The 24,647-nt window shown below is 61.3% G+C and carries 22 protein-coding genes; 13 read left to right on the top strand and 9 right to left on the bottom strand.

Annotated features, from left to right (window positions below; all coding sequences use genetic code 11):
• Window positions 1-177 precede the first annotated feature (177 nt).
• Together oqxB and AC6I7J_RS10660 are read right to left on the bottom strand one after the other, a co-directional pair.
• Entirely contained in the window at window positions 178-3,333 is a 3,156-nt protein-coding gene (oqxB, locus tag AC6I7J_RS10665) for a multidrug efflux RND transporter permease subunit OqxB (protein ID WP_058758475.1), read from the bottom strand.
• 18 nt (window positions 3,334-3,351) lie between these two features.
• Entirely contained in the window at window positions 3,352-4,506 is a 1,155-nt protein-coding gene (locus tag AC6I7J_RS10660; protein WP_031279145.1) for an efflux RND transporter periplasmic adaptor subunit, read from the bottom strand.
• Window positions 4,507-4,798: 292 nt separating this feature from the next.
• Here AC6I7J_RS10660 and AC6I7J_RS10655 point away from each other — a divergent pair, with 292 nt between their 5' ends.
• The 3 genes from AC6I7J_RS10655 (at window position 4,799) to AC6I7J_RS10645 (ending at window position 5,943) form a co-directional block, all read left to right on the top strand.
• Window positions 4,799-5,149: a helix-turn-helix domain-containing protein gene (locus tag AC6I7J_RS10655; protein ID WP_021506154.1), complete on the top strand. Its 351-nt coding sequence runs from the start codon at window positions 4,799-4,801 to the stop codon at window positions 5,147-5,149.
• 87 nt (window positions 5,150-5,236) lie between these two features.
• Complete coding sequence (locus tag AC6I7J_RS10650; protein WP_215480267.1) at window positions 5,237-5,671, top strand: ribonuclease domain-containing protein; 435 nt, start codon at window positions 5,237-5,239, stop codon at window positions 5,669-5,671.
• Between the two features lie 2 nt (window positions 5,672-5,673).
• A complete protein-coding gene (locus AC6I7J_RS10645; protein ID WP_215480268.1) occupies window positions 5,674-5,943 on the top strand; it encodes a barstar family protein in 270 nt (89 codons plus the stop codon).
• Here the strand turns inward: AC6I7J_RS10645 and AC6I7J_RS10640 are convergent, their stop codons facing one another.
• The 4 genes from AC6I7J_RS10640 to AC6I7J_RS10625 form a co-directional block, all read right to left on the bottom strand.
• On the bottom strand, window positions 5,944-8,316 hold the full coding sequence (locus AC6I7J_RS10640; protein ID WP_498005632.1) for a virulence factor SrfC family protein: 2,373 nt from the start codon (window positions 8,314-8,316) through the stop codon (window positions 5,944-5,946).
• The gene (locus AC6I7J_RS10635; protein WP_346818257.1) at window positions 8,313-11,285 is read right to left on the bottom strand and encodes a virulence factor SrfB; all 2,973 of its coding nucleotides are present in this window, start codon (window positions 11,283-11,285) and stop codon (window positions 8,313-8,315) included. The genes AC6I7J_RS10640 and AC6I7J_RS10635 overlap by 4 nt, the downstream gene beginning before the upstream one ends.
• A gap of 2 nt (window positions 11,286-11,287) precedes the next feature.
• Window positions 11,288-12,604: an SrfA family protein gene (locus AC6I7J_RS10630; RefSeq protein ID WP_498005630.1), complete on the bottom strand. Its 1,317-nt coding sequence runs from the start codon at window positions 12,602-12,604 to the stop codon at window positions 11,288-11,290.
• 153 nt (window positions 12,605-12,757) lie between these two features.
• Window positions 12,758-13,936, bottom strand: coding sequence for a benzoate/H(+) symporter BenE family transporter (locus AC6I7J_RS10625; RefSeq protein WP_498005628.1), 1,179 nt, complete (start codon window positions 13,934-13,936; stop codon window positions 12,758-12,760).
• 97 nt (window positions 13,937-14,033) lie between these two features.
• Here AC6I7J_RS10625 and AC6I7J_RS10620 point away from each other — a divergent pair, with 97 nt between their 5' ends.
• The 5 genes from AC6I7J_RS10620 to AC6I7J_RS10600 all read left to right on the top strand — a co-directional run bounded on the left by AC6I7J_RS10620 (window position 14,034) and on the right by AC6I7J_RS10600 (window position 16,396).
• Window positions 14,034-14,579: a helix-turn-helix domain-containing protein gene (locus AC6I7J_RS10620; RefSeq protein ID WP_021506147.1), complete on the top strand. Its 546-nt coding sequence runs from the start codon at window positions 14,034-14,036 to the stop codon at window positions 14,577-14,579.
• A gap of 97 nt (window positions 14,580-14,676) precedes the next feature.
• Entirely contained in the window at window positions 14,677-15,102 is a 426-nt protein-coding gene (locus AC6I7J_RS10615; protein WP_021506146.1) for a MarR family winged helix-turn-helix transcriptional regulator, read from the top strand.
• A gap of 16 nt (window positions 15,103-15,118) precedes the next feature.
• On the top strand, window positions 15,119-15,673 hold the full coding sequence (locus tag AC6I7J_RS10610; protein ID WP_058758482.1) for an isochorismatase family protein: 555 nt from the start codon (window positions 15,119-15,121) through the stop codon (window positions 15,671-15,673).
• A 244-nt stretch (window positions 15,674-15,917) separates the two neighbouring features.
• A complete protein-coding gene (locus AC6I7J_RS10605; RefSeq protein WP_498005626.1) occupies window positions 15,918-16,244 on the top strand; it encodes a hypothetical protein in 327 nt (108 codons plus the stop codon).
• Window positions 16,151-16,396 carry a DM13 domain-containing protein gene (locus AC6I7J_RS10600; RefSeq protein ID WP_498007224.1) on the top strand — a complete coding sequence of 82 codons (246 nt, stop codon included), beginning with the start codon at window positions 16,151-16,153 and terminating at the stop codon, window positions 16,394-16,396. The genes AC6I7J_RS10605 and AC6I7J_RS10600 overlap by 94 nt, the downstream gene beginning before the upstream one ends.
• A 35-nt stretch (window positions 16,397-16,431) precedes the next feature.
• Here AC6I7J_RS10600 and pqqU read toward each other — a convergent pair whose 3' ends face one another.
• Window positions 16,432-18,555: a TonB-dependent receptor PqqU gene (gene pqqU / locus AC6I7J_RS10595; protein ID WP_262255742.1), complete on the bottom strand. Its 2,124-nt coding sequence runs from the start codon at window positions 18,553-18,555 to the stop codon at window positions 16,432-16,434.
• 215 nt (window positions 18,556-18,770) lie between these two features.
• On the opposite strand from pqqU, the gene AC6I7J_RS10590 reads away from it, so the two are divergent.
• Both AC6I7J_RS10590 and AC6I7J_RS10585 read left to right on the top strand, forming a co-directional pair.
• Window positions 18,771-19,634 carry an NAD(P)-dependent oxidoreductase gene (locus AC6I7J_RS10590; RefSeq protein ID WP_215480273.1) on the top strand — a complete coding sequence of 288 codons (864 nt, stop codon included), beginning with the start codon at window positions 18,771-18,773 and terminating at the stop codon, window positions 19,632-19,634.
• Complete coding sequence (locus tag AC6I7J_RS10585; RefSeq protein ID WP_498005623.1) at window positions 19,635-20,417, top strand: AraC family transcriptional regulator; 783 nt, start codon at window positions 19,635-19,637, stop codon at window positions 20,415-20,417.
• Here the strand turns inward: AC6I7J_RS10585 and leuA are convergent.
• Together leuA and pspF are read right to left on the bottom strand one after the other, a co-directional pair.
• Complete coding sequence (gene leuA / locus AC6I7J_RS10580; protein ID WP_498005621.1) at window positions 20,368-22,053, bottom strand: 2-isopropylmalate synthase; 1,686 nt, start codon at window positions 22,051-22,053, stop codon at window positions 20,368-20,370. The genes AC6I7J_RS10585 and leuA overlap by 50 nt on opposite strands.
• Before the next feature lie 119 nt (window positions 22,054-22,172).
• Complete coding sequence (gene pspF / locus AC6I7J_RS10575) at window positions 22,173-23,168, bottom strand: phage shock protein operon transcriptional activator (protein WP_021506140.1); 996 nt, start codon at window positions 23,166-23,168, stop codon at window positions 22,173-22,175.
• A 156-nt stretch (window positions 23,169-23,324) separates the two neighbouring features.
• On the opposite strand from pspF, the gene pspA reads away from it, so the two are divergent.
• The 3 genes from pspA to pspC are packed head-to-tail and all read left to right on the top strand — an operon-like array spanning window position 23,325 to window position 24,616.
• A complete protein-coding gene (pspA, locus tag AC6I7J_RS10570) occupies window positions 23,325-23,990 on the top strand; it encodes a phage shock protein PspA (RefSeq protein ID WP_058758491.1) in 666 nt (221 codons plus the stop codon).
• Between the two features lie 57 nt (window positions 23,991-24,047).
• Window positions 24,048-24,272, top strand: a complete 225-nt coding sequence (gene pspB, locus AC6I7J_RS10565; RefSeq protein WP_058769745.1) for an envelope stress response membrane protein PspB — start codon at window positions 24,048-24,050, stop codon at window positions 24,270-24,272.
• A complete protein-coding gene (gene pspC, locus AC6I7J_RS10560) occupies window positions 24,269-24,616 on the top strand; it encodes an envelope stress response membrane protein PspC (RefSeq protein WP_021506137.1) in 348 nt (115 codons plus the stop codon). Before pspB ends, pspC begins: the two co-directional genes overlap by 4 nt.
• Window positions 24,617-24,647: the final 31 nt, after the last annotated feature.

Below are 24,647 nucleotides of genomic sequence, written 5' to 3'. Positions count from 1 at the left end.
CTGATGCGCACCTTTCCATTCCGCTTCTGTACGCGCAATCTACCCCTGTAAATCCTGTGAAATCCCGCTGCTGTGCTCTGGCGCAGAGGCGCACTGTTGCTGTGTAACATCGTCATGCTGCGACAGGCAAAAAAAAATCCGGGCACGATGGCCCGGATGGGTTTTACTCCTTAGCGTTTACACCGTCTGCGTTTCCACCGCCGGTTGCTGTTTGCGCGTCACCAGCTTACGCAGCGTCACGTAGAACACCGGCGTCAGGAACAGGCCAAACAGCGTAACCCCCAGCATGCCCGAGAACACGGTAATGCCGGTGACGCCACGCACTTCGGCGCCCGCACCTTCGCCCAGAATCAGCGGCACGGTGCCGGCGATAAAGGCGATGGAGGTCATAACGATAGGGCGCAGACGCAGGCGACAGGCTTCCAGCGCCGACTCCACAATCCCTTTGCCCTGCATCTCCAGTTCGCGGGCGAACTCGACGATCAGGATGGCGTTCTTACATGCCAGCCCCATCAGCACCACCAGACCGACCTGGACAAACACGTTGTTATCGCCGCCGGTCAGCCACACGCCGACCAGTGCGGAGAGCATCGTCACCGGTACGATCAGGATCACCGCCAGCGGCAGCGTCCAGCTCTCATACAGCGCCGCCAGTACCAGGAACGCCAGCAGCACCGCCACCGGGAACACGATAAACGCGGTGTTGCCCTGGGTTGCCTGCTGATAACTCAGATCGGTCCATTCGATATTCATGCCGTTCGGCAGCACCTGGCTGGACATCGCCTCGAGTTTCTCCATCGCCTGCGCAGAAGAGAGCACGCGCGGATCGGCATCGCCAATCAGGTCGGCCGCCGGATAGCCGTTATAGCGAATCACCGGGTCCGGACCGTAGGTGGTGGTGATGTTCACCATGCTGCCAATCGGCACCATCTCACCGCGATCGTTACGGGTGCGCAGGTTTGCGATATCCTGCACGCTGTCGCGGAAATCCCCGTCGGCCTGCGCCATCACGCGCCAGGTACGACCAAACTTATTGAAGTCGTTGACGTAAGAGGAACCCAGATACACCTGCAGCGTCGTGAACAGATCGGTCAGCGATACCCCCTGTGCTTTGGCTTTGTCGCGATCGACCTGCACATCCAGCTGCGGCACGTTGGCCTGATAGGAGGAGATCGGGAACATCATGCCAGGCGTCTGCATCACCGCACCGGACAGGGTATTAATCGCGGTTTGCAGCGCACCATAGCCCAGGCCCGCACGGTCCTGCACATACAGCGAATAGCCCGATCCCTGGCCCAGACCGAGGATCGGCGGTGGCATGATGGAGAAACCGAAGCCCTGCTGGATTTTGGAAATTTTCGCGTTGATCTCAGCATTAATTTCCGCCGCAGTGCGGCTGCGCTCGCTGAACGGCTTCAGACCGAAGAACACCGTGCCGGTATTCGGCGTATTGGTGAACTGCAGCGCATTCAGGCCGGGGAAGGCGACGGAGTAGGCCACGCCTTCGGTGTTCATGCCGATTTCGCTCATCTTGCGAATCACTTCATCGGTACGCGCCAGCGATGAGCCTTCCGGCATCTTCACGCCACCAATCAGGTACAGCTTATCCTGCGTCGGAATAAAGCCGCCTGGCACGGTGTGGAACATGAAGCCGGCACCGGCCAGCAGCAGCACGTACACGCCAAACACAGCGCCGCGCCGGCGCAGGGTTTTGCCGACCATCGATTCATAGCCGTCCGAGCTGCGCTGGAAGAAGCGGTTAAACGGCCGGAACACCCAGCCCAGCAGGCGATCGATCAGGCGCGTCGGCAGGTCCTTCGGCGCACCGTGCGCCTTCAGCAGTTTCGCCGCCAGCGCCGGAGAGAGCGTCAGCGAGTTAATCGCCGAAATCACCGTCGAAATGGCAATGGTCACGGCAAACTGTTTATAGAACTGACCGGTTACGCCCGAGAGGAAGGCCATCGGCACAAATACTGCACACAGCACCAGCGCGATGGCGATAATCGGCCCGGAGACCTCGCGCATCGCCTGGTGAGCTGCCGCCACCGGTGTTAAGCCCTGCTCAATGTTACGCTCGACGTTCTCCACCACCACGATGGCGTCATCGACCACGATACCAATTGCCAGCACCAGCCCGAACAGGCTCAGGGTATTGAGCGAAAAGCCCAGCAGATAGAGCACGCTGAAGGTACCGACCACCGACACCGGCACGGCCAGCAGCGGGATGATCGAGGCGCGCCACGTCTGCAGGAACAGAATCACCACCAGCACCACCAGCACGATGGCTTCGAACAGCGTCTGAACCACGGCGCGGATTGAGTCACGCACAAACACCGTTGGGTCGTACGGCGCGGCCCACTGCACGTCATCCGGGAAGCGCGTTGCCAGCTCGGCCATTTTGGCGCGTACCGCATTCGACAGGTCGATGGCGTTTGCGCCCGGCGACTGGAAGATACCGATACCAACCGCATCCTTGTTGTTCAGCTGCGAACGCAGGGCATAACTGCCGGAGCCCATCTCGATGCGCGCCACGTCACGCAGGCGCACCAGCGTGCCGTCATCGGCGGTTTTCAGGATGATGTTGCCAAACTGCGCCTCATCTTCCAGCCGCCCCTGGGTGTTGATCGACAGCAGGAAATCGCTCTCTTTCTTCGTCGGCTCTGCGCCCAGCTGCCCGGCAGAAACCTGCACGTTCTGCTCCTGCATGGCGCTGACCACGTCGCCGGCGGTCATGCCGCGCGCCGCCACTTTATTCGGGTCGAGCCAGACGCGCATCGCGTAGTCACCGGCACCGAAGATCTGAATCTGGCCGACGCCCGGCAGGCGCGCCAGCTCATCTTTCACCTTCAGCGTGGCGTAGTTACGCAGATAGAGCGAATCGTACTTGCCGTGGGGCGAGAACAGATGCACCACCAGCGTCAGGGTAGGTGACTGCTTCTGGGTGGTCAGGCCGAGCTGACGCACCTCTTCTGGCAGACGCGCTTCAGCCTGCGCCACGCGGTTTTGCACCTGGACCTGCGCCTGGTCGGGATCGGTCCCCGGGCGGAAGGTCACGGTGGTAACCAGCACGCCATCTGAGCCGGCCACCGACTTCATGTACATCATGTTTTCCACCCCGTTGATCGCTTCTTCCAGCGGCGTTGCCACCGAATCAGCAATCACTTTGGGGTTGGCACCGGGATATTCTGCGCGCACCTGCACGCTGGGTGGTACCACGTTGGGGTATTCACTGATCGGCAACAGCGGAATGGCGATCAGTCCGGTGGTAAATATCAAAATCGACAGTACCGCGGCGAAAATCGGTCGGTCGATAAAAAAGCGGGAGAAATCCATAACGGGCAGTCTCGATTATTATTGAGCGGAGCGCATGGCCACCGGCTGCGCTTTTACCGGCATACCGGGCATGAACACTTTCTGCAGACCGTTGACAATTACCTTGTCGCCTGGCTTCAGACCCTGCTGCACAATACGCAGGCCGTTAGCCAGATCGCCCAGCTGAACATCGCGGCGTTCGGCTTTGCCCTGCGCATCAACCACGTAAACGTATTTACGATCCTGGTCGGTCAGTACCGCGCGGTCGTCGACCAGCAGCGCGTTAAATTCTGCGCTGCCCGGCAGCCGCACGCGGGCAAACAGGCCTGGGGTAAACTGACGCTGCTGATTGTCGAGCGTGGCGCGCATGCGAATGGTGCCGGTGCTGGCGGTCAGCTGGTTATCGAGAAAATCGACGGTGCCGCGGTGCGGATAACCCTGTTCGCCGGTCAGCGCAATCTCTACCGGCAGCGAACCGCGGTTCTGGCCCTGACGCGCCATCGCCTGGTACTGCAGATAGATCGCTTCGTCGACGTCAAAGTAGACGTACATGCGGTCCTGTGAAACCAGCGTGGTGAGAACGCTGGCGCTGTCGCCGGCGGTCACCAGGTTACCGGTGGTGATCATCGCCCGGCTGGCGCGACCATCAATCGGCGCGGTGACGCGGGTAAAGTCGAGGTTCAGCTGCGCCATATCGACTGCCGCCTGGGCGGCCAGCACGCTGGCCTGCGCCTGACTGGCGGTCGAACGACGCTGTTCCCACTCTTCGCGCGATACCACCTGGGTGCCGATCAGCTTGTCGGTACGGGCCGACTCGCTGCGGGCCAGCGCCGCCTGGCTACGTGCGCTGGCCAGTTCGGCCTGCGCCTGCTCCAGCGTGGCGCGGTAGGTGCGGTCATCAATGGTAAACAGCACCTGACCTTTCTTCACCTCATCGCCTTCGCGATAGTTAACCTGATCGATGTAGCCCGAGACGCGCGGACGCAGCTGCACGCTCTGCACCGCTTCAATGCGGCCATTGAAGCTATCCCACTGGCTGACTTTTTGTTGCACCACCTGCGCGACACTCACTTCGGGCGGAGGCGGCGGCGCGTTTTGCGCCACACCGCGATCACAACCGGCCAGCAGGCTTCCCAGCAACATCACTCCTGACAGGCTTACGGCCCGACGAACCCCATATGTTTGCAGATGCATTGTTGTTATTCCGCGTTGGTGAAAAAGAAAGGAGACGTACGAAAAATCTGCAACTTTTAAGATTGCATTAAAACCACAGGAGTGTAGGCTTGGGCGAACTGCATCTGCAAGAATATCTGATACACTTTATGTGCGGTTTTGATCAATTCGTAACAGGTAGCGAAAGCCCCTACGGCGAGTGCGGCATTTAATGCAATAATAAAACTTGCATTAAGTGCGATAGTCAGTCACCCTTAAAGTGTAATTGCAACTGATACTGATACTATTCGCCATGGCGACGGGAGAGAATGGGATGATGAGCGACGCTTTTATTCACGATCTGATCGACTGGATTGATAACAACATTGAAGCACGTCTGGATCTGGACACCGTAGCGGGGCGCGCCGGCTATTCGAAGTGGCACCTGCAGCGCATGTTCAAAGAGCACACCGGCTATCCGCTAGGTGAGTACATCCGGGCTAAGAAGCTGAAAAAATCGGCCGACCGCCTGACAACCACCAACGAACCGATCCTCAACGTGGCCATTTCGCTGGGCTTCGATTCACAGCAGTCGTTTAACCGCAGCTTCAAGCGCCAGTATGGCGTGGCACCGGGCGCATGGCGTCGTCACGCCGCGCACACCCCGAGCGCGATGCAGCAGTAAACCTCCGCCAGGGCCAGCTATGCTGGCCCGCGTTTTTCCCCGCCTGAAACCTGCTATTATCGGCGTCCTGCCTTTCAGGATGTCACTATGTCGAAAAAACTCTGGATTGGATTACTGTTTGCGCTGGTGGTTTGCTGGATCGGGCTGAAGCCCCATCTGAGCGGTACTGCGCCAGGAAAACAGACGGATATTGCGCAACTGACCGATGCCAATCGCGTGGCGCGCTGGCTGCAGCAGCATCACCGTTTGCCTGATTTTTATCTCACCAAAAGCGCGGCACGTCGTCAGGGCTGGAATCCGGCTCAAGGTAACCTGTGTGAGGTGTTGCCGGGGCGGGCGATTGGCGGCGATCGCTTCAGTAACCGCGAACGGCGGCTGCCGATGCAGGCAGGGCGTCAGTGGTATGAAGCGGACGTCAATTACGACTGCGGCCACCGCGATGCCGATCGTCTGCTTTACTCTTCTGATGGGCTGATCTTTCTCACTACCGATCACTATCGCAGCTTCACGCCGTTACCCTGACTATGCTGACACTCCATTTTGATTTTCGCACGCTGGATACGCGCCAGGCCTTTTATCAGGCGCTGGTCGATCAGAGCGGCTGCGGTGAACGCTTTGGTTACAATCTGGATGCGCTGTGGGACTGGCTGACCGGCGGTATGGCGCTGCCGGCAACGCTGCATCTGGAGCATGTCGCCGAGGTCAGCACCAGCGCGGAGTTTGCCCCGGTGCTGGCGCTGCTGGAAGAGGCGGCGCAGCAGCTGGCGGGCGAGCTGCGCCTGATTACTCACTGACTACGCGTGCAGCGGCAGCAGCATAATCGCCAGCGTCTGGCGTGCGCTGGCCGGCAAATCGCCGCCGCCGGTGTAGCCGTTATTTTCGACGATCAGCGAATTTAACCCCACCAGCCAGTCATAAATGTAATAGGCGGTGTGGTTAGCCGGCGCGGCAGACAGCCGCGTAAGACGCTGGCCTGACGAAAAGCTGACGCTGGGCGCCGGCGGGCGGGTGAAAATCGGGCTGCCGCGATTGACGCGACTCTGCGGCCGTTCACGTTCATCCCGCTGCAGGAAGCCGAGCCAGGCGACAAAGTCACCCAGCACCGTCATGGCACGCGACACCTGGCGATCGGTGCGCGCTTCATGGGCACTGGCCTGCGTCTCTGTTTCGTTCAGCGCGCTTTGCAGTTTGCTCAGCACCTGCAGACGGAAGCTGGCGGTGATGAGCTCCTCCACCAGCAGTTCCAGCGTCGGCTTATCAACGTTGAGCAGCGCCAGCAGGCTCTGGCTCTCCGGCAGCTGACGCAGGTGCGCCAGCCACAGCGCGAACACCTGCTGAGGAAACTGCTGATCGCGCTGGCCGCTGCTGCTGCGCGGTTCGGCGGTGGTTACCGGCTCATCGTTAAACAGGTCAAACTCAAAACCAATACCAAAATAGCTCTGCTCTGCCGCGGCTGGCTGGCCGCCGGTGGACGGCGTGCTGCCGTGGCTCTGACTTAGCCACAGCTGGCGCACCGCTTCGCGCGACGGCTGCAGACGCTCAAGCAGCTCGCCGTGCAGGCCGGTGCGATGCTGTAAACACTTCAGCAGCGTATCGGCGATGGCCTGTTTCCGCGCGGCCTGTTCCGGCGTGGCGCTGGCTTCGGTCCACGGCTGCAGACGCTCCACCAGTTTCTGCTGCAGCGTGCTGAGCTGCAGCGCCAGCCGGTCGCGCCGTGCCTCCGGCTGCATCTCATCCTGCAGCCAGCTGCTCATGCGGTCGACACCGGCGCGATCGCGCGCCAGCATGGAGCCCCAGCTTTGGCCAGGCTGACCAATCTGCCGCTGTACCGCTTCATCGACGTTGATTTGCGACTGCTGATAGCGCGCATCGTGCGGCGTAATCGCCCAAATCAGGCGCGGCTTATCCGCGCTGGCCGTCGCGCTCTGCTGCAGTTGCCACTCGCGCAGCGTGCTGGCGGCGAGATCCGCATCCTGACGCTGGCTGGCGGCGGTACAAATCAGCATTAAATCGATCCCCTGACGGGCGGCATAGAAGCCCGGCAGCAGGGCACGTTTCTGTTCCAGCAGACTGGCGCGCAGCGCATCACGCGCCTGCAACCTTGCGCGCTCGTCCTGCTGATCGCGATCGGCGGGCGTGCCCGGCGCGGGCAGCTCCAGCATATCGGCTTCGTCATACAGCGCCTGACGCGGCGTCGAACTGAGCGGCAGGGTGATTTCCAGCGTCAGCAGCGCCAGCCAGCCGAGCGGCACCGACTGCGGTTTGCCCACGCGGTTGGCGACAACCGGACACACTTCAATCAATTCGTTCAGGTCGGCGTCATGGCCGATGAGCTTTTCAGCGGGCAGTGAGGCGTCATCCACCAGCAGGCTGAGCGGTGCCAGCACGCGCGGCGCGTGCCGCAGCTGATGGCGCAGATGCAGCAGGCTGCGCAGGGTTTCATTCAGCGCCGGACGCTGCGGCCACAGCAGCGCAAACAGCTGCACGCGGTCGTCCACGTTGAGCCACGGTGCCAGCTCAATCGCCTGCGGCCAGAAATGACGGTCCAGCACCTCGGCGTGATCGGGCTGGCGGCGATGCCACGCCCACAGCGTCACCAGCGCGTCGCTGTCGAGGCCGGGCTGCATCTCGCTCTGGCGATGGCGCTGCAGGCGCTGCAGCGCGGCATCAATCGCCGCGCTGTCCGGCTGGGTTTCCGCGCTGGCACAGGCCAGCATCAGACGAATCAGCTCGGCTTCGCTCAGCAGCGTCATCTCCAGCGGCCACGCACCAGACTGCGCTTCACGCTGATGGCTGAAACGGGTGGAGATGGCGAAATCGAGATTGCCGGGATTAATGTGCTGAAAATAGTTCAGGGTTTTGTCGCCGAGACGGGCGATCAGCTGGCCCTGCGCGTCGCCGACCATTTCACTCAGCAGCCAGGCTTTACCCGCCTGCGACTGACCAAACAGCGCCAGGGTGACCGGCCGCGCCAGCTGTCGTGCCAGCGCGTGGCTTTCAACGCGGGCGCGACGCAGCTGGAGCCGCAGCGTATCGGCTTCCAGCGCCAGACGCGGCGAGTGCGCCTGGTGGCTCTCCACCCAGTTCAGCGCGCCGTCAACCGTCTCCTGCAGCAGGCCCAGGCGTTTAGCAGGCGTCGCCGGCGTGGCTTTTTTGGCAGTTCTCATCGTTTACACACGCTCCCGCTGTCGATCCAGTATTGCGCATTGGCGTTGCCGGTGGCCGACAGCGTATTCAGTTTCAGACTCAGTTGCTCCAGCGGCACGCGCGTGCCATCGTCCATGCGCGCCTCGCTCAGCACCAGCCGCTCCGGGCCGAGATTATCCGGGCCCGGTTGTACCGCCAGCCTGATGCGCAGCACGCTTTCGCCCGCTACCTGGCGCGCCAGCTGCGGATCGGTAATGCTCAGGCTGTAGAGCGGTGTCGCCGGCCAGCGGTCGTTCTCCAGCTGGCGGAAACCGAGGCAGACGTTACCGCGAATGCGGAAGCTGCTTTTACGGTCCAGCGCGAAGCTGTGGCTGTCGAGATCAATCTCGCTGTAGCACAGATTGTCATCGCTCAGCGTGGCGTTTTCATCCAGCACGCCAAGATAGCGAATGGTCGAGTAGGGTTCAAAATCGCCGGCGCGGAACCAGAAGCTGCTGAGACGCAGATCGAGTGCCAGCAGACACAGCATGGCACCGACCGCCGCGGTGGATTTCGGGTTATCAATGCGTCCCTGTTTGTTGAACGGATACCAGTCGCTGGTGTGATACCCCTCCAGCGACAAAATGCGGCTGCCCGGCAGCGGCTGCAAATGACGCACCAGCGCCTGAATGCCCGGGAAGCGCGACGGGCGACCGGTCAGCAGCAGCACATCGCACTGATAGAGAGAAACCACTTCGCACATGGCGCGCAGCGCCGGGATGATTGCCATCCGGTGTTGCAGAAACTCAGCATGCAGCTGCGCCATGCTCACCACCAGCGGCACGTCAAGCAGATCGAAACGGCTATCGCCGCCGAGCGTGCGCTGAATCTCTCCGTTGACAAACGCCAGCACGCTGCTGGCTGGCTTCTGCGGCACCAGCTCGCCAAACAGCGCGTTAATTTCGCTGTGGCTGTCGAGCGGATTCCAGTTTTCATAGCGCTCCAGCACCGCCTGCGCCAGCGGAATAAACAGCTGCAGGGTGACCTGCTGGCGCAGCGTGGCCTGACCGTCCATGCGGCTGTCGTGTCCAAACAGCTTGTTCATCAGCGGTTCCGCCAGCGCCAAGCCGGCTTTTTGCAGACTCTGCTGTAGCGCGGGCAGGACCCACAGCTGAATCACGTCCAGCAGAATGTCATCGCCGGCCACTTTAAACCCTTCCCGGAACAGCAGGCGCGGGGTGATTTTCACGTTGTTGCCCTGACCATCATCCAGACGATACTGGGTGATGGCGAGGTCGGTGGTGCCGCCGCCGATATCAATCGAGGCGATGCGCAGGCTTTTGCCCGGCAGCTCATCCGCTTCGCGCGGGCGATCCGGGCGCGCCATGCTGCTGAAGAAATCTTCCGCGCGACCGGCAAAGTTCACCTGGGTTTCGTTGAATAGCCACACCATCTGACCGCAGGTTGCTTCATCCCACTCCATCTGCACATCCGGTACCGGACGCAGGCTGTGTGCCTGGCTGGTGGCGTCAAACGCGGCGTCGGCCGGATGCCAGCCTTCGGCTTTCCACACCAGCGCGATGGCTTCCTGCATGCGGCGACGGAAAATTTCCCGCTCCGGCTTCGGCATGGCCGACGGCAGCGTGAGGATCACATGACGCAGCTGGCGCGGCGCCTGGCTTTGCGGCATACGCTGGCGCTGGGCCACGCTGTTCATCTGCATCATGGCCTGCGCCAGCAGTTCACACAGCATAAAGGTCATCAGCGAGCTGCGGCTGTAGCTGGCAGAAAACACCGGCAGGCGGTCATCTTCCGGCAGGGCATGCAGCGGCTGCCCCTCATCGTTGAGCAACAGGGTAAACGGCAGCGCGGTGGCCTGCGGCTCGTCGCTGCCGCCGCTGGCGTTGAAGCGCCAGCCTGGCTGATAACGCGCTTCGTCCCATAAGTAGCGGCGCGGGCTGGAGAGGCCGGTGCTGCCCTCGGTGCCGGCGCGCTGCAGCGCCAGGCGGCTGGCTTCGCGACCGACGCGGGTCAGCGAGGGCCACATAAACGCGTTTTCGCGGCCGCTCTCCAGCGAGAAGTTGGCTTTGCCAAAGTGCGTTTCGGCAAACTCCAGTCGGCTATCGAACAGCTCGTTGTAGACCCGGTGCGGCTGCGACAGATCGCGCAGCTGCAGCTCATAAGTCTGGCGCAGGCCGTTGCTCTCTTCGGGGTGATCTTCCACCAGAATGCCGCAGGTGTGCGAGTTGCCGACGTCGAGAATGATATCCACGTTGACCGCCGGCGTTTGCGGTGAGGCCGTCTGGATAGTGATTTCTGCCAGATCGAGCTGTTCGCCCAGCAGTTCCAGCACGTTGAGATAGTGCGCCTGATATTCAAATTCGCGCAGCGCCTGGTTCACTTCCTGCTCGCGGCGTGATTCCAGCGCATACACCTGCTGGCTGAACGTCTCGCGCAGCCAGCCGTCAACCCAGGTAAGGTCGAGGAACTCGCCCAGTTCATAGTTGTGCCACGCCAGCGCAAAGCTGACGCCGTTCTGCGCATCGGCTTTGCTCAACCCCAGCTGCTCACCGCCGTCCGCGTCGGCCACCAGGCGCGTATCGAAGGCGAGGGTGATGCGATGGGTATTTCCCGCCGCGTCGGGCTGGCTGAGCGGCGCAAGGCGCAGACGCGCCCAGTTATCCGGGCCACCGATGAAACGACGGCCACTGGAACAGCGCAGCACCGGCAGCGGCAGCCACTGCCCGGCCAGCAGCGTCAGAGAATCGGCCAGCGCGATATCGGTTTCCGGGCGCACCACCTCAGCGGCACCGCCATCCTGCGGATAGAGCAGAAACTTGCCGCTGTTGCCATCAACGTTGAGGCGCAGCAGCGGGCCGTTGGCGGTCTGGCGCACAAACTGCCGCCGCGCCTGTAGCGCGGGCAGGCGCAGACCAAAATCAAGAAACTGCACACCGCTGTCTTCGATCAGCGTGATTTTCTGTTTGTCATCAATCAGGGGAGCCAACATGGTTACTTACTCTCACGCTTAATCGTCAACGGGAACACCTGATCGGCGCCATACTGCGCCGTACAGCTGGCAATGCCATCACCGGCTTTGCACACCAGCTCCGGCATGCGATAGCGTGATTTATCGCTGCAGCTGGCAGTATAGCGGCTGCGCACTACCATGGTGCCGGCGCTGGTCATGGCGGCGGTGACATCGGCTTTACAGCGAATATTGTCGCCCTGGGTAATCACTGCGCTGCCTTTACCGTTGCGGATCCGATAGCGCAGGCTCGGCGGCTTGCCGGTCGGCAGATTGGTCTGACGCAGCGTCACACGCCAGGTACCATTGATAAATTTCACCGAGCCGAGGCGCGCGTCATCGGCCGTCATCACCAGATCGTCCGCTTTGGCCGGTTCGGTATGCTCCGCTACGACCTCCGGCGGTGCCGGTGGGGCAGCCGGTGTCGGCGCAGGCGTCACCGTCGCACTGCTGTGCGGCAGCGTGGCGGCCAGCGTCTGTGCTTTCGCCAGCATCGCCGGGGCCAGCGCGGGCGCGGCGCTGACCACTGGCGCGGTTTCGGTTTCTGCCGGCTGGACCGGCGCGTTGTGTAACCAGAAGGCCACACCCGCTGCGGCGGCAGCCGCCAGAGGCAGCACCAGCAGCAGCGGGCGCAGTGCGGATTTCTTCCGCGCAGGCGCGTCGGCGACAACGCTCAGCGGTGCAGGTTCAGGCTGTGGTTCGGGTTCCGCCAGCAGTTCCGGCTCGGGCTCCGCCACAACGGGTGCCGCAACCGGTTCAGGCGCGGCAGCCCTTTCTGGCTCCGGCGCGGGCACCACCAGCGGCGGCAGCTCTTCATCAAGGCTGTCGCGCAGGCAGGCCAGCGCATCATCACGCGTGCGCGCCTGCGGGTCGACAAAGCCCCAGAAGGTGATCACCGGCTTGCCATCCACCAGATAGACGTATTGCTGATCGGGAAACTGCAGCGTCTTTGCCAGCAGCGCCCCAAACAGGCGCATCGCCGGATTGTCGGCATCCCGGGCGCGCAGGCTGAGCGCCTGCAAATCCTGCTGATTAAGGGTGAGCTGATCCAGCGCCTGACGCTTTTCGCGATCGCTGGCCGCCAGCCAGGATTTCACTTTGCCGCTGAATGGCGCGTACCAGTCAAGGCGGTCACCGCGCTCGTTGGCCTGCGGGATCGCGAGGCAGTTGGCCAGTGTTGTCTGGCGGCGCAAACGTAACGTTTCGCGAATTTGCAGGGCAGAAGCCCAGACCGGCTGGCCGTTCTCCCCCAGTGCCAGTAACGCGTCGAGATTACCGCTGCGCAGAAAAGTTTTTGCCACTCGTTGGGCCCTTATCGGTGGTTATCTGAAGCCAAACATCGGGTGTGATGGGCGATGGTAGTGATCTTAAGCCAAATGCGCCGCAATCAAACGGGGGAAAAAGGGGGGAAAACAGGGCGTTATTCCCCCCACGGTACGCGGGGTGGTGAAATGTTAACCGTTCCGGCGTGGGCTGAGCAGCAAATGGGTGAGGACGCCCCCGATCAGGCCCCAGAACGCCGAGCCGACGCCGAGCAGGGAGATGCCGCTGGCGGTGATCAGGAATGCCACGATGGCGCTGTCGCGTTGCGCCGGTTCCGCCAGCGCGCGCTGCAGACTGCCCGCCAGCGTGGCCAGCAGTGCCAGACCGGCCAGCGTGGCGATCAGCACCGGCGGCAATGCGCTGAGCATCACGGCGATCAGCGCGCCGGTAAAGCCGGTCAGCAGATAGAACACGCCCGCCAGCGCGGAAGCCACCCAGCGGCGCGCCGGGTCCGGATCGACATCATCGCCCATGCAGATCGCGGCGGTGATCGCCGCAATACACACCGAAAAGCCGCCGAACGGCGACAGCAGCAGCGCGATCAGGCCGGTCCAGCCGGTGAGCGCGGAGACCGGCGGCCAGTAGCCATGCGCCTGCAGCGTGGCAATACCGGGCGCATTCTGCGACGCCATGGTTACCAGGAAGTAGGGCAAGCCGACGCCAATCAGCGCGGCAGGATTAAAGTGCGGCATGATAAATTCCGGCACGCTTAGCGTTAGCGCATGAGGCGGAAAGTGAATGGCGCGCTGACCCAGCGCCACCAGTACGCCTGTCACCAGCGCCAGCAGAATGGCATAACGCGGCAGCCAGCGGCGGCTCAGCAGCCATACCAGACACATGCTGCCGCACAGGGCAAAATGATCCTGTAAGCCGCTGAAAGTGCCGATGCCAAATCGCAGCAGTATCCCCGCCAGCATCGCGGCCGCCAGCGACTGGGGAATGTGGTTCATCAGCCGGGCAAACAGGCCGGTCACGCCGCTCAGCACAATCAGCAGATTGGTCGCGACAAACACCCCGACCACTTCATTGAGCGTCAGGCCGTGCACGCTGGTGGCCAGCAGCGCGGCACCCGGCGTCGACCAGGCGGCGAGCACCGGCATCCGCGTCCACAGCGACAGGCCGAGTGACGCCAACCCCATGCCCACGCCCAGCATCGACAGCCAGCCGCCAATCTGCGCCGGTGAGGCGCCTGCGGCCTGCGCCGCCTGGAAGATCAGCGCCGCGGTGCTGCTGTAGCCGACCAGCACGGCGATCAGGCCGGAAATCAGCATCGGAAAGGAAAAAGCCGGACGAACAGTCGCAGTGGTCATGGAATCACATCCTGTTGTGCGTTATAACGCACATTGTGGCACGCACGGTATGGCGCGCACAAGTGGTACACTGCGCGCCCGCTTTTCAGGAGAATTCATGGAAAATCTGCATCAACATCTCAGCCAGGCGCTGAAGCAGCTGCGTCAGGCTAATGGCTGGAGCCTGACGCTGGCGGCGGCGCGCACCGGCGTGAGTAAAGCCATGCTCGGTCAGATTGAGCGCGGCGAGTCGAGTCCAACGATCGCCACGCTATGGAAAATCGCCACCGGCTTTAATGTGCCGTTCTCCTTTTTTGTGCAGAGCGGGGCGCAGCCGTCGGGCGATGTGGCGACCTTCAGCCAGCCCAATGCACAAATGCAGGTGAAGCCGCTGCTGCCGTATGACGCGCGTTTGCGCTTCGATCTGCTGGAAGTGACGCTGGCGGCGGGTGCGCAAAGCGATTCGTCAGCGCACGAAAGCGGGGTGATTGAGCAGGTGGTGGTGCTGGAAGGTGAGCTGTTGCTGGGCATGGCGGGCAGCTGGCGTCGCCTGCAGGCCGGAGAAGCCAGCCAGTTCGCCGCCGATCAGCCGCACAGCTATCGCAATCCGCTGGCCAGCCCGTTGCGCTTTCATAGCCTGATTCACTATTTGCAGCGCAGCTGAGCGGCGGGATGCGCAATTACAAATTGATACGAAGGCAAACTACACAGTTTACCTGCGTATTTATATACTGCGGTCTCATCAGTAAAGGAGAAGGGCGATGAGCGAGCTGATTAGCGCCGCTGCCGCGTTACGCAGCATTAATGGCAAACTGATGCGCCGCCTGCGTGAATCGGCCCCGCCGGGCGATCTCACCTGGCCGCAGGTTTCCGTGCTGGGTTATCTGGTGCGCGACGGCGCAATGACGGTGACCGAGCTGGCCGCGCGCGAAGGGGTGCGCAGCCAGTCGATGAGTGCCACGGTCGCCAGCCTGCAGACGCTGGGCCTGGTACAGGGCGTGGCCGATGCTCAGGATGGCCGCAAAACCCGTTATCAGCCTACCGCTGCCTGCCTGCAGCTCATCGCCAGCAATCGCGCCCAGCGTGACGACTGGCTGCTGCACAGTATCAGCAGCCTGCTCAGCCCGCAGGAACAGCAAACGCTGCTGGCCGCCATTCCCTTACTGCAACGACTCGCTGACCACTAATTTGAGAGGACTCACCATGGCTGTCACCACGTTAGATGCCCAAACCGCCCTGATTGTCATCGACCTGCAGCACGGCATCGTCCGCCTGCCGGTTACGCCGCGCCATCCGGATGAAGTGATTGCACGCGCCACGCAGCTGACGCAGGCGTTTCGCGCGAAACAGCTGCCGGTGGTGCTGGTGAACGTGGCGGGCGGCGCGCCGGGCCGCAATCAGCAGCCGCGTCACGATGCTGCTCTGCCGGCAGACTGGGCGGTGCTGGTGCCGGAAATGACACCGCAGCCGGGCGATATCAGCGTAACGAAAAAAACCTGGGGCGCGTTTCACAATACCGATCTGCACCAGCAGCTGCAGCAGCGTGGCGTGACGCAGGTGGTGGTGTGCGGGATTGCCACCAGTATCGGCGTGGAATCCACGGCGCGTCAGGCATACGAGCTGGGCTACAACGTTACGCTGGCGACTGATGCGATGAGCTGCCTGAACGCCGAAACCCACCACAACAGCATTGAGCGCATCTTCCCGCGCCTCGGTGAAACCGGCACCACTGACGAAATCCTCGCGCTGCTGAACTGATCTTTTCCCTCCAGGGCTGGCGCTGCCGGCCCTTATCTTTGCTGCTCGCTGCCGCGGGTTATTCTGCTGCGCCTCGCTTTCCCTGCCGCCGTTGAGAGTTGGTTGTAACAGCGCTGGTTACTGTCACAGTATGCACAGCAACACGATAACCAATATTTAGCCTGACTTTACGTTTTTATTAACACCAGTGAGCAGCAGGATCAGGTAGAGAAATACAGCGCTATTCTGCTGCAGGGAGGTAGGGATGCTAAAAAAATTGAACGTGCTTTATCTCATCGCCAGCCTGTTTTTTCTGGGCACCGGTATTACCTTAGGTCTGGTGTTGTCACCGTTAATTACCGCGGAAGTGAATGCCACGCAAAAGGAGGTTGATCTGGCGAAACAGCAGGCGCTATATAGCGGCGAGTTTGATCGCCATCAGCCGGCAGTGATGCGCTGTACTGGGCCAGCGGCAAGGTCTATCTCAATGAAAACGTCATCGCTTTTGAGGGGGAAATTGCCCCCGGGCCACACTATAAAATTTACCTCACCAAAACTCAGGCGTTTGATCAGCATTCATTTCTGCAAATAAAGCATCAGTCGGCGTTAATTGGCGATTTAAATAACTTTGGTGATTTTATTAAATCACTGCCGGAAGGCATCGATCCGCAGGAATATTGCGCCGTGCAAATCTGGAGTGAGCAATTTTCGAAATTTGTCGGTTCAGCACGTTATCGCACCTGAATAAGGCACCGACGTGCGCCGGTGCCCGCTTTAGATTACTGGAAAGCGTAGCTCAGCGTCAGGCCGACGCTGTAATTACGCCCCGGTGCGGGTTCGTAATACCGGCCATTGCTCTCATTAACGATGACTGAGCCGATATAGTGGCGATCGAGCAGATTATCCACGCGACCAAACAGATCCAGCGTCCAGTTCTGCACCAGCCATTTATAGCCGCTGTTCAGTCCCACCACCGTATACGCCGGCGCTTTGACATCATTCTGGTCGTTGGCCGCAATGTCGCTCAGGTAGCGCAGGTCGCCGCCAGCATACCAGCCTTGCTCCGGCGCGTAGGCCAGTCCGGCGTAGGCCATATTGCGCGCAATACCGGGGATGCGCTTGCCGTCACAGCTGTCGCTGCCGCAGGCGTTACTGCGGTAGCGCGCGTCGAGCAGCGTCCATGCGGCTTTCAGGTGCCAGTCATAGCCAAACTGCTGATCGAGCCCGAGTTCCAGGCCACGGCGGCGCGTCTCACCGGCATTTTTGTAGCTGGTGCGGCCTTCGTAACTGCTGTCTGACACGATCTCGTTTTTGGTATCGGTCTGAAACAGCGCAGCGGTCAGCAGGCCGTTGCCGAGGCGTTTTTTGCTGCCGAGCTCCACGGTATTGCTGGTGGCGGGCTGCAGGTTGAGATTGAGCCCGGCCTGATCCGCCGCGCGGTAGGAGAGTTCATTGAGCGTCGGCGTTTCAAAGCCGCGACCGGCGGAAACATAGGCATTCCAGCCATCATCAATCGCGTATTTGAGCGAAGCCGCAGGCAGCCAGCGATGATAGCGGCGATTACCGCTGTCATCCGGATCGCTGGCGGTCACGTAATAGTCGTTAGCATCGAAATTGACCGTGCTGAAGCGCACGCCGGCGTCCAGCGACCAGCGATCGCTCAGCTGCCACGCGGTCTGCAGATAGGGATCGAGGTTCCACATCAGGTTGCGCTCGTTGCGGCGCAGATCACCCTGCACGCCGTAGTCGGTGGCGCCGTCACTGCGGGTGAAGTTCTGATAGCCTTTGCGCTTCTCGCTCATGGTTTCATAGTCGAGGCCGCCGGTCAGGGTCACCGGCAGCGTCAACAGCGTCGCGCGGTGCGTCCAGCGCGTATCGATGCCCTGATAGTGGCGCGCCAGTGAAATGACACCACCGGGATAGCCGGCTTTCAGCTGGGTCGCCATCGGGATGGACTGATACTGGGTGGTTTCCCGTTCACCGGCATAGAGCATCACGCTGAGGTCGTCGTTGTCGCTCATCTGGCGCTGGTAGTGCAGGCCCGCCTGGGTCTGGTCGACCGTTTTGCGCGCGTTGTACAGCGCGACGTTGCTGGCCACCTGGCGCGGATTATCATGCCACTGTGCTGGCGTCAGGCCGCCCGGATCCTGCGCCTCAACGTGAACGCTGTTGAACAGCAGCGTCAGGGTGCTGACATCGTCAATGCGCACGCCAAGCCTGGCATTGCCGAGGTTCTTCTGCGCGGCGCTGTGGTCGCGATAGCCGTGCGTGGTGAAGCGCGAAGCCGACACCGTATAGTCAACATCGCCGGCGTGGCTGCCATCACCGGTGGCACCGCTCGCTTTCACGCTGTTGCGCCAGCTGCCGTAGCTGCCGTACCAGCTGCTGGCTTCCAGCGTGGTCGGCTGCTGGCCGCGCTGGGTTTCCACATTGATGACGCCGCCCGATGCGTTACCGTACAGCGCGGAGAACGGACCGCGCAGCACCTCCACGCGATCGATGGAACCGATATCGATATTCGAGGTTTGCCCCTGGCCATCTGGCATGCTGGCCGGAATGCCGTCAACGTACAGGCGAATGCCGCGCAGGCCGAAGGTGGAACGCGAACCAAAGCCGCGCACTGAAATCTGCAGGTCCTGCGCATAATTTTGTCTGTTTTGAATTTGCAGACCCGGTACGCTGGTGAGGTTTTCAGACAGGTTAACGCGCGGTGCGGCGTGGCGCATATCGTCGCCGCTGACAACGCTGACCGCCGCCGGAGTATCCAGCTCAGAAAGTCCACTGGCCGCGGGCGCGGCGCTCACCACCAGGGTATTGCTGGCATTGTCCGCCGCCAAGAGCGGCAGCGGCAGGAGTGCAGGCAGCATCAGCAACGGCGCCTGTCGCAAAAGAGCAATTTTCATTTTAATAACCGTAAAAGACGTGAAATGAACCAATCGGGACATTTATCGCGCGTATGTTAATCGTTTTAGCGCGGGTTTGAAAAGCGTTAATAGTAGGGCGGAACCCTGTTAAGTGTGGCATGAAAAATGTCCTTTCACCGCACCTCTGGCCTGGCTGTCAGCCCCAATTTCTGTCAGTGTGATCGTTTTGCCTGCGGTAAGAAGAAGGAGAAAACATGAGTCAGCAACCTGTAGTGGCGGTACTGGGATTAGGCGCGATGGGGCACGCATTTGCCGCCAATCTGTTGAAGAAAGGCTTTACCGTGCGCGGCTGGAACCGCACGCGTGCCAAAGGTGAAGATCTGGTGGCCGCAGGCCTGACGCTGAGCGACAGCGCCGCGCAGGCTGTGGAAGGCGCAGACGTGGTGATTGCCATGCTGGCGGACGGCGCTACCACGCGCGCCACGCTTAACCAGGTGCAGAACGCACTGCAGCAGGGGGCTACCGTGGCGCAGATGGGCACCATCGGTGTTGAAGCGACCGACGCGCTGATCGCCGGGCTGGCGGCCGCACGGCCGGACGTGGTGTTTATTGATGCGCCGGTCTCCGGTACCAAAGCGCCGGCTGAAAACGCGCAGATTCTGGTGATGGCCAGCGGCGACCGGCAGCGCGCCCAGGCGGCGGAGCAGGTGTTCGCCGCGATTGGTAAAGGGACGCAGTGGCTGGGGGCCGCCGGTGCCAGCTCGCGCATGAAGCTGGTGGTGAATAGCTGGCTGATTGGCCTGATGCAGAGTCTTGCCGAAAGCACCCGGCTGGCAGAGCAGTTTGGTTTCACTACCGACGATCTCTGGCAGGTGCTGGAAGGCGGTCCGCTGGCAGCGCCGTACGCCAAAATGAAACTCGGCATGATTGCCAGCGGCGACTTTACGCCGCAGATGCATCTGATCTGGGCGCTGAAGGATGCGCGGCTGGCGCTGGACGCGGCCGGCGACACCTCGCTGCCGGCGCTGGAAAACATCGTCGATGTCTGGCAGCAGGCGGTCGATGCCGGTTACGGCGAGCAGGATCTGGCGGCGGTTTATCAGTATCTGAAACGCTAAATGAGTCAGCGGCTCGACTTTGACTTCTCGCAGCGTCCGCTGGTGCCGTATGCGCATGATTATGCGCACGGCGATGCGGAGCCGTGGCACTATCACCACTGCGCGCAGCTGATACATACTTTGAGCGGCGTGGTGAAAGTGGAAACGCAACACGGCAGCTGGATTGTGCCGCCCAGCCGCGGCGTGTGGCTGCCGGCCGGCACGCGTCATGCGCTGCACATCGTTGGCAGCGTGGCGGCGCGCACGCTGTTTGTCGATCCGCTGGCGCGCGCCGATCTGCCTTCCAGCTGTCAGGTGGTGCAGATATCGCCGCTGCTGCGGGAGCTGATCGTCAGCGCGCTGGCGCTGCCGGAGCATTACGCGTCTGGCAGTCGCGCCGAGCGCATTTACGAGCTGATTCTCGATGAAATTCGCGTGATGGACGTGCTGCCGTTTGGCCTGCCACTGCCGCACAGCGACCGGTTGCTGACGCTGTGCCAGCAGATTCAGCAGGCGCCGGGCGAGAGCTGGACGCTGGCGCGCGCGGCGGCGCAGCTGTGTGTAGCGGAGCGCACGCTGGCGCGCCATTTCAGTCGCGAAACCGGTTTGCAGTTTAGCGACTGGCTGCGGCGTGCCCGGCTGAGCGTGGCGCTGACCCGGCTGGCACAGGGCGATACGGTGCTGGCCGTGGCGCTCGATCTCGGTTATGACAGCCCGAGCGCCTTCAGCGCCATGTTTCGCCGTGTGCTGGGCGTTACGCCAGCGAACTACTTTCCGGCGGCAGAAAAGCGCCCGCCGCGTTAAGCAATGCCTGGAGCGAGGCGCGCGTCACGTCATTATCAATACCCACCCCCCACGCACGCTCGCCACGCGGCGTGATGCAGCTGATATAGCACACCGAACGGCTGTCGCTGCGTTTGCCCAGCGTGTGTTCATGGTAATCCTCAATGGTTACGGCCAGATCGTAGCGCTGACGCAGCGCGGCGACCGCTGCTGACAGCAGTCCGTTGCCGCGGCCTTCCAGGGTCAGCTGCTGCGGACCCTGCTGCAGGCGCGCTTTAATCCGCGTCTCGCCCTGATCATCGCTATGGCTCTCCGCCTGCAGCAGGCGACACCGTGGCTGTTGCAGGCCGTACTGCTGACAGAACAGCTGCCACAGCGCGTGGTGCGTCATCTCCTGGCCGTGAGCATCGGTCTGTTGCTGCACGCAGCGGCTGAAATCCTGCTGCAGGCCGCGCGGCAGTTGCAGGCCGTGATTTTGTTCCAGCAGCCAGGCGGCACCGCCTTTACCGGACTGGCTGTTCACGCGGATCACCGCTTCATAGCTGCAGCCGATGTCCAGCGGATCGATCGGCAGGTAGGGTATTTGCCAGATCGCTTCATTACGCGCGCTGCGTTCGGCAAAGCCTTTGCGAATGGCATCCTGATGCGAGCCGGAGAAGGCGGTAAACACCAGTTCGCCGGCGTAAGGATGGCGCGGATGGACCGGCAGCTGGTTACAGCGCGTCACCACTTCCAGCACCTCGCGCATATCGCTAAAGTCCAGCTCAGGCGTCACGCCCTGGGTATAGAGATTCAGCGCCAGTGTCACCAGATCGACGTTGCCGGTGCGCTCGCCGTTACCAAACAGACAGCCTTCAACGCGATCGGCGCCGGCCAGCAGCGCCAGCTCGGCGCAGGCGATGCCGGTGCCGCGATCGTTATGCGGATGGACGCTGATGGCCACCTGCGAGCGCTGGCTGAAGTGGCGACAGAAATACTCGATCTGGTCGGCATACACGTTAGGCGTGTTGACTTCCACCGTGGCGGGCAGGTTGATGATCATCGGCCGCTGCGGTCCCGGCTGCCAGATGGCGGCGACCGCTTCACAGATTTCCAGCGCAAATTCCGGCTCGGTAAAGCAGAAAGTTTCCGGCGAGTACTGAAAGGTCCAGTGTGTGGCGGGCTGCGCCGCACAGCGTGCGCGGATTTGCCGCGCGGCGGCGCAGGCCAGCTCGACAATTTCAGCTTTGCTTTGACGAAATACGCGCTCACGGAACAGCGGGGCGGTGGCGTTATACAGATGGATAATCGCCTGCGGCGCGTCACGCAGCGCTGCAAAGGTGCGATCGATTAAATCGCCGCGCGCCTGGGTTAATACCTGAATAGTGACGTCGTGAGGGATGTGCTGCTGTTCAATCAGCAGGCGCACAAAATCAAAATCGGTTTGCGAGGCGGCGGGAAACGCTACTTCAATCTCTTTAAAGCCGCAGCGCAGCAGCAGTTGCCAGAATGCTAATTTGCGCGCGCTGTCCATCGGCGTAGCCAGCGCCTGATTGCCATCACGCAAATCGGTTGAGAGCCAGCGCGGCGTGCGGGTGATCTGGCGTGACGGCCACTGGCGATCCGCCAGATTGATGACAGGCCACGGGCGATATTTTTCAGCAGGTTGAGTCAGCATGGGGGTCTCCTTGAGGTCTGCCTGTAGTCTGCAGTAACCTGCCGGACGCGGCTCACGCATAGCTGACAACCCGGCGTGCAAAACTGACAGCTGCCGCAGCGATACCCGTCAGTTAAACCCTACTGTGCTTCGATCCCGTGTTTTTTCATCATCGCGCGCAGCTGATGATAAGTAACGCGCAACAGTTCAGCGGCGCGGCGCTGGTTGTATCGCGCCTGTTGCAGACTGGCTTCGACCAGTGCGCGCTCCTGCTGGTTTTGCCACTGGCGTAAATCCAGCGGCAGCGCCGGCAGGGCGTTTTCACGCTGTTCTGCTGCTGGCTCTGTTACCGCAGGAGCGCTGCGTGGCGCAAACGGATTGATGATGATGGTGTCGAGCGCCTGTTCGGTGCTGTGATGACGGTACACTGAGCGCTCCACCACGTTTTTCAGTTCACGCACGTTGCCCGGCCAGCTGTGCTGCAACAGGGTGAGCTGAGCGCGCTCGCTAAAGCCGGGAAACAGCGCCAGGCCCAGCTCGCGGCACATCTGAATGGCAAAATGCTCGGCCATCACCAGAATATCGCTGCGGCGCTCGCGCAGCGGCGGCAGCTGGACGACATCGAACGCCAGGCGATCGAGCAGGTCGGCGCGAAAACGGCCGGCGGCGGCCAGCGCGGGCAGATCCTCATTGGTAGCGCACACCAGCCGCACGTTAACCTGCAGCGACTGATTGCCGCCAACGCGTTCCAGCTGGCCATACTCAATCACGCGCAGCAGTTTCTCCTGCACCAGCATCGGCGCAGTGGCAAGCTCATCCAGAAACAGCGTGCCACCATCGGCGCGCTCAAAGCGGCCAAGGTGGCGCTTCTGGGCGCCGGTAAAGGCACCGGCTTCATGGCCGAACAGCTCGGAATCCAGCAGGTTTTCATTCAGCGCGGCGCAGTTGAGCGAAATAAACGGCCCCTGCCAGCGGTCGGAGAGGTAGTGCAGGCGGCTGGCAATCAGCTCTTTACCGGTACCGCGTTCGCCAGTCACCAGCACCGGTTTCTCCAGCGGTGCCAGTTTCGATACCTGTTCCAGCACCTCTAAAAAGTTATTCGACTCGCCCAGCAGATTGTCTTTACCGTTTGCCATGATGAAATTCACCACTGATTAATTAATTTCACTACCTTAACGGATTGTGCGGCGCTTGTAAAATACTAAAATTCATTAAAATCAATAGCTTAAAAACTGGCACGCATCTTGTATTAGTTATGGGCGTAAAGACATGACAACCAGAGGAACATCATTATGGGTATTTTTTCTCGTTTCGCCGATATCGTGAACGCTAACATCAACTCGCTGCTGGAGCGCGCCGAAGATCCGCAGAAACTGGTACGCCTGATGATTCAGGAAATGGAAGACACGCTGGTGGAAGTGCGTTCCACCTCGGCCCGCGCGCTGGCAGAAAAGAAACAGCTGCTGCGCCGTATTGAGCAGGCCGAAATTCAGCAGGCGGAATGGCAGGAAAAAGCTGAGCTGGCGCTGAGTAAAGAGAAAGAAGATTTAGCCCGTTCGGCGCTGATTGAGAAACAGAAGCTGACTGACCTGATCGCTGCGCTGCAGCAGGAAGCCAGCCACGTTGAAGAGACGCTGGATCGCATGAAAGGCGAGATTGGCGAGCTGGAGAAAAAACTCAGCGAAACCCGCGCCCGCCAGCAGGCCCTGACGCTGCGTCATCAGGCGGCTTCATCGTCACGCGATGTGCGTCGTCAGCTCGACAGCGGCAAGCTGGATGAGGCAATGGCACGCTTCGAATCTTTTGAGCGCCGCATCGATCACATGGAAGCAGAAGCGGAAAGCCAGCGCTTCGGTAAAAGCAAAACGCTGGACCAGCAGTTTGCCGATCTGAAAGCCGATGACGAAATCAGCCAGCAGCTGGCTGCGCTGAAAGCCAAAATGAACCGCAGCGAGTGATCGCCCCGGGCCTGCTAACGGGCCCGGATTGCCGGGTGTACTGAAAAAGGAGAGTCAATGAGCGCACTATTTCTGGCCATACCGTTAACGATCTTCGTGCTGTTTGTGGCACCGATCTGGTTATGGCTGCACTACAGCAACAAACGCAACGGCGGGGCGCTTTCGTCCGGTGACCTGCAGCGCCTGCAGCAGCTGACGCAGGAAGCGCGCCGCATGCGTGACCGGGTCGAGGCGCTGGAAGCGATCCTCGATGCCGAACACCCGAACTGGAGGCAGCCATGATGAACGGACGCAAACTGTGGCGTATTCCGCAGCAGGGCAAAGTGCGCGGCGTGTGTGCCGGGCTGGCCGAGTACCTGGATATTCCGGTGCGGCTGCTGCGTGTGATTGTGGTGCTGTCGCTGTTTTTAGGTCTGTTTATGATCACCGTGACCGCCTATTTTATCCTTGGCTACGTGCTGGATGAAAAACCGCTGGACGCACCCTCTGAGCGCACACCAACGGCGCGCGAACTGCTGGATGAGCTGGAAAATACGCTCACCGCGGATGAGCGTAACGTACGCGATATTGAGCGTTACGTGACCTCAGAAACCTTCAGCGTACGCAGCCGTTTCCGCCAGATTTAATCCCTGTCGCGGGCCCGTCAGCGGGTCCGCT

The sequence above is a fragment of the Type-C symbiont of Plautia stali genome (genome assembly GCF_059730935.1).
This window is presented reverse-complemented; position numbering and strand designations above follow the sequence as displayed.

What these genes read in the sequence shown, in the direction of transcription:
- oqxB (WP_058758475.1), bottom strand. Translation starts at nt 3,333, where the DNA reads ATGGATTTCTCCCGCTTTTTTATCGACCGACCGATTTTCGCCGCGGTA.
- AC6I7J_RS10660 (WP_031279145.1), bottom strand. Translation starts at nt 4,506, where the DNA reads ATGCATCTGCAAACATATGGGGTTCGTCGGGCCGTAAGCCTGTCAGGA.
- AC6I7J_RS10655 (WP_021506154.1), top strand. Translation starts at nt 4,799, where the DNA reads ATGATGAGCGACGCTTTTATTCACGATCTGATCGACTGGATTGATAAC.
- AC6I7J_RS10650 (WP_215480267.1), top strand. Translation starts at nt 5,237, where the DNA reads ATGTCGAAAAAACTCTGGATTGGATTACTGTTTGCGCTGGTGGTTTGC.
- AC6I7J_RS10645 (WP_215480268.1), top strand. Translation starts at nt 5,674, where the DNA reads ATGCTGACACTCCATTTTGATTTTCGCACGCTGGATACGCGCCAGGCC.
- AC6I7J_RS10640 (WP_498005632.1), bottom strand. Translation starts at nt 8,316, where the DNA reads ATGAGAACTGCCAAAAAAGCCACGCCGGCGACGCCTGCTAAACGCCTG.
- AC6I7J_RS10635 (WP_346818257.1), bottom strand. Translation starts at nt 11,285, where the DNA reads ATGTTGGCTCCCCTGATTGATGACAAACAGAAAATCACGCTGATCGAA.
- AC6I7J_RS10625 (WP_498005628.1), bottom strand. Translation starts at nt 13,936, where the DNA reads ATGACCACTGCGACTGTTCGTCCGGCTTTTTCCTTTCCGATGCTGATT.
- AC6I7J_RS10620 (WP_021506147.1), top strand. Translation starts at nt 14,034, where the DNA reads ATGGAAAATCTGCATCAACATCTCAGCCAGGCGCTGAAGCAGCTGCGT.
- AC6I7J_RS10615 (WP_021506146.1), top strand. Translation starts at nt 14,677, where the DNA reads ATGAGCGAGCTGATTAGCGCCGCTGCCGCGTTACGCAGCATTAATGGC.
- AC6I7J_RS10610 (WP_058758482.1), top strand. Translation starts at nt 15,119, where the DNA reads ATGGCTGTCACCACGTTAGATGCCCAAACCGCCCTGATTGTCATCGAC.
- AC6I7J_RS10605 (WP_498005626.1), top strand. Translation starts at nt 15,918, where the DNA reads ATGCTAAAAAAATTGAACGTGCTTTATCTCATCGCCAGCCTGTTTTTT.
- pqqU (WP_262255742.1), bottom strand. Translation starts at nt 18,555, where the DNA reads ATGAAAATTGCTCTTTTGCGACAGGCGCCGTTGCTGATGCTGCCTGCA.
- AC6I7J_RS10590 (WP_215480273.1), top strand. Translation starts at nt 18,771, where the DNA reads ATGAGTCAGCAACCTGTAGTGGCGGTACTGGGATTAGGCGCGATGGGG.
- AC6I7J_RS10585 (WP_498005623.1), top strand. Translation starts at nt 19,635, where the DNA reads ATGAGTCAGCGGCTCGACTTTGACTTCTCGCAGCGTCCGCTGGTGCCG.
- leuA (WP_498005621.1), bottom strand. Translation starts at nt 22,053, where the DNA reads ATGCTGACTCAACCTGCTGAAAAATATCGCCCGTGGCCTGTCATCAAT.
- pspF (WP_021506140.1), bottom strand. Translation starts at nt 23,168, where the DNA reads ATGGCAAACGGTAAAGACAATCTGCTGGGCGAGTCGAATAACTTTTTA.
- pspA (WP_058758491.1), top strand. Translation starts at nt 23,325, where the DNA reads ATGGGTATTTTTTCTCGTTTCGCCGATATCGTGAACGCTAACATCAAC.
- pspB (WP_058769745.1), top strand. Translation starts at nt 24,048, where the DNA reads ATGAGCGCACTATTTCTGGCCATACCGTTAACGATCTTCGTGCTGTTT.
- pspC (WP_021506137.1), top strand. Translation starts at nt 24,269, where the DNA reads ATGATGAACGGACGCAAACTGTGGCGTATTCCGCAGCAGGGCAAAGTG.